The organism is Micromonospora sp. AMSO12t (genome assembly GCF_008806585.1).
Taxonomy (GTDB): Bacteria; Actinomycetota; Actinomycetes; order Mycobacteriales; family Micromonosporaceae; genus Micromonospora; species Micromonospora reichwaldensis.
This window is the reverse complement of record NZ_WAAS01000418.1, coordinates 1-3,637: the sequence shown is the minus strand read 5'-3', so window position 1 is coordinate 3,637 and position 3,637 is coordinate 1. Positions and strand designations below refer to the sequence as shown.

Below are 3,637 nucleotides of genomic sequence, written 5' to 3'. Positions count from 1 at the left end.
GCGGCCGGGGAGGACGACGACGCCTTCGGCGGCCGCGGCGGTAGCCAGCGCGACGTCGTCGGTGCCCTCCGGCAGGCGTACCCAGAGGTGCATGCCGCCGCGCGGGACCGGCTGCCGGGCCAGCTCCGGCAGGTGCCGGCGGAGCGCGGTCAGCAGCGCCTCGCGGCGGGTCCGCAGGGCGGTGCGCAGGGCGCGGCGGTGGCGCGTCCAGGCCGGGGTGGTGACGAACTCGATCGTGGCCTGTTGCAGTGGCCCGGCGACGAAGAAGTCGTCGAGCAGCCGGGCCGCCCGCAGCCGGGCGCCGGCCGGGCCGCGGGCGCCGATCGCGGCGACGCGCAGCCCGGGAGCGGTCGACTTGGTCAGCGAGCGCAGGTAGACGACGTGCCCGTCGGGGTCGTCGGCGGCCAGCGGCGGCGGGGCCTGGCCGTCGATGGTGAGGTCGCGGGCGTAGTCGTCCTCGATGAGGAACGCCCCGGCGTCGCGTACGGCCTCGGCGACCCGGGCCCGGCGGTCCTCCGCGAGCGTCGCGCCGTGCGGGTTGGCGTACAGCGGCTGGCAGTAGAACAGCCGGGCGCCGGTGCGGGCGAACGCGGCGGCGAGCTGGTCGGGGCGTACTCCGTCGGCGTCGGCGGGCACGGGCACCACCCGGAGGCCGGCCGCCCGGGCGGCGGCCAGCGCGCCCAGGTAGGTCGGTGACTCGACGAGCAGGGTGTCGCCGGGCGCGGCGAGCGTCCGCAGCGCGGACGACAGGGCGGCCTGTCCGCCCGGGCAGACCACCATGTCCTCGGCGCGCAGCCCGACCCCGGCCTCGCGGGCGAACCAGGCGCGCAGGTCTTCGCGCCCCTCGGCCGGCCCGCGCTGCCAGGACGCGGGCTGCCGGGCGGCGCGGGTGAGCGCGGCCCCGAGCGCGGCGGCGGGTTGCAGCTCGCCGTCCAGGTAGCCCCCGGACAGCGGGATCGCTCCTACGGGCGGTAACGCCAGTAGCGCCTGCATCTCGTCCTCGCCCGGCCGGCGGGGGCCGAGCGCCACGGTCTGCCACGACAGGTCGGGGGCGCGCCACTCGCGTGGCGGGGCGGCCACGAAGGTGCCCCTGCCGGCCTGCGTCTCGACCAGTCCCTGGGCCACGAGCTGGCGGATGGCCTCGGCGACGGTGACCGGGGAGGCCTGGTGCCGGGCGGTCAGCTCGCGCACCGAGGGCAGCCGCGTGCCGGGATCCGCAGCAGCCGCGAGCCCGCGCAGGTCTTGGGCGACGCGGTCGGCTGCGTTACCGTCATTCATGAACGGGAACAGTAGCGCTACTGCCAGAACCACGGTAACGGCGGACCGGACGGTCGGCCTCGCCCTCGGCGCGCTGGGCGTGCTCGCCTTCAGCATGTCGCTGCCCGCGACCCGCGTCGCCGTGCAACAGCTCGACCCGTGGTTCGTCGCCTTCGGCCGGGCCGTCGGCGCGGCGCTGCTGGCATGGGCGTACCTGCGATCCACCGGCGCCCCGCGGCCCACGGGCGGTCAGTGGCGGCGGCTGGCGGTCGTCGCCCTCGGCGTCGTCGTCGGTTTCCCGCTGTTCACCTCGCTGGCGCTCATCACCCAGACCTCCGCGCACGGCGCGGTCGTCATCACCGTGCTGCCCGCCATGACCGCCGTGTTCGCGGTGCTGCGGGCCGGCGAGCGACCGCCGCCGCTGTTCTGGGCCGCCAGCGCCGGCGGTCTGCTGGCGGTGCTCACCTTCCTCGGCGCCAGCGGCGCGGTACGCGGGGCCCTCGCCCCGCCCGACCTGTTCCTGCTCGCGGCGGTCGTGCTCTGCGGCCTGGGGTACGCCGAGGGCGGCGCGCTCGCCCGCGAGCTGGGCGGCGCCCGGACGATCTGCTGGGCGTTGCTGCTCTCGCTGCCCGTCACCGTCCCCGTCATGGTCGTCGTCGCCGTGGCCGCCCCGCCGCGCGCCGACCCCGTCGCCTGGTCGGCGTTCGGCTACCTCACCGTGATCTCCATGTTCCTGGGCTTCTTCGCCTGGTACGCGGGCCTGGCCCGGGGCGGCATCGCGCAGGTCGGGCAGATCCAGCTCGCCCAGCCGGTGCTCACCCTGGCCTGGTCGGCGCTGCTGCTCGGCGAGGCCGTCACCCCTGCCTCGATCGCGGCGGCGGTGGCCGTGCTGGCGTGTGTGGTGCTGATCCAGCGCACCCGCGACCGCGCGCCGGCACCCGCGGTGGGGAAGGCCTGACGGGGGACGCGCCCAGCCCCGGGCGGTGCGGGGCTCGTACCGCCCCGCCCTGACCTGCCCCGGTCGCCGACGGCTCCCCGGCGACCGCTCAGCTCAGCCTGCGGGAGTGGGCCGGCGGGTGCTCCCGGGTCGGTCAGGCCAGCGCGGCGAGGGCGGCGAGCAGCCGGTCCACGTGCCCGGTGGTGCTGCCCAGGCCGATGCTGGCGCGCAGGGCGGTCGGCGGCAGATCCCGCCGGCCGCCGCGGGCGGCCGCCTCGTCGAGCAGCCGCCGGGCCAGCGGGTGGGCGCAGAAGAGGCCGTCGCGCACCCCGATGTCGTACGCCGCCGCGAGTTCCGCCGCCACCTGCGTCGAGTCCCGGCCGGCCACCACGAACGACACGATCCCCACCCGGGGCGCCGCCGGCCCGAACATGCGCAGCTCCAGCACGTGCGGCAGGGCCGCGAGGCCCTCGCGCAGCCGGGTCAGCAGAGCCTGCTCGGCGTCGTGCAGGGCGGCCCGGTCCGCGTCGGCGAGCGCGGTGCAGACCGCCGCCAGGGCGACCGCGCCGAGCAGGTTCGGGGTGCCCGCCTCGTGCCGGGCCGGGCCGGTCGCCCACCGTACGTCGTGGGTGGCCGCCCCGACGTGGCTGGTGGCGCCCCCGCCGGCCAGGTACGGCGGCGCGGCGTCCAGCCAGTCCGCGCGCCCGACGAGCACCCCCGCGCCGAACGGGGCGTACAGCTTGTGGCCGGAGAGCGCGAGGTAGTCGACGTCGAGGGCGGCGACGTCCACCGGCGCGTGCGGGGCGAGCTGCGCGGCGTCCACCGCGATCCGGGCGCCGTGCCGCCGGGCCACCCGGGCCAGCTCGGCCACCGGCCAGCGTTCCCCGGTCACGTTGCTCGCGGCGGTCACCGCCACCAGCACGGGCGGGCCCTGCTGCGCGCTGCGGGGGCCCGACGGGTCCGGCCTGCGCAGCTCGCCGAGCGCCGCGTCCAGCGCGCGGAGGGCCCCGGCGGGATCCGGGGGCACCGGCAGCCGCACCGAGCCACGAGGCCAGGGCAGCAGGTTGGCGTGGTGCTCCCCGCCGAAGGTGACCACCGTCGTGCCGGCGGGCAGCGCCCGGGCCAGCAGGTTCAGCGCGTCGGTGGTGTTGCGGGTGAAGACCACGTGGTCGCCGGCGCGGGTGCCGAGGAAGTCGCCGACCGCCTGCCGGGCGCGCTCGTAGGCGAGGGTGCAGCGCCGCGACAGCGCCCCGGCGCCGCGGTGCACGCTGGCGTACCAGGGCAGCAGCTCGGCCACCGCGTCGGCCGCGGCCCGCGCGCACGGCGCGGTGGCCGCGTAGTCGAGGTTCACCTGGCCGGGTACGCCGAGCACGTCGAGCGGGTCGGCGACGGCGGGCGGCTGCGGCGCGGGCGGGGGTACGAGCGGGGGTACGAGGGTGACGG

The 3,637-nt window shown here is 78.2% G+C and carries 3 protein-coding genes; 1 reads left to right on the top strand and 2 read right to left on the bottom strand.

Going from position 1 to position 3,637, the window contains the following annotated elements; translation table 11 throughout:
• Window positions 1-1,278: PLP-dependent aminotransferase family protein (locus F6X68_RS31550; RefSeq protein WP_151457662.1), on the bottom strand; the 1,278-nt coding region annotated here is incomplete at its 3' end.
• On the opposite strand from F6X68_RS31550, the gene F6X68_RS31545 reads away from it, so the two are divergent.
• Window positions 1,277-2,215, top strand: a complete 939-nt coding sequence (locus tag F6X68_RS31545) for a DMT family transporter (RefSeq protein ID WP_151457661.1) — start codon at window positions 1,277-1,279, stop codon at window positions 2,213-2,215. The two genes, F6X68_RS31550 and F6X68_RS31545, sit on opposite strands and share 2 nt — an antisense overlap.
• A gap of 133 nt (window positions 2,216-2,348) precedes the next feature.
• Here the strand turns inward: F6X68_RS31545 and F6X68_RS31540 are convergent, their stop codons facing one another.
• Window positions 2,349-3,566 carry an aminotransferase class V-fold PLP-dependent enzyme gene (locus tag F6X68_RS31540; RefSeq protein WP_151457663.1) on the bottom strand — a complete coding sequence of 406 codons (1,218 nt, stop codon included), beginning with the start codon at window positions 3,564-3,566 and terminating at the stop codon, window positions 2,349-2,351.
• Window positions 3,567-3,637: the final 71 nt, after the last annotated feature.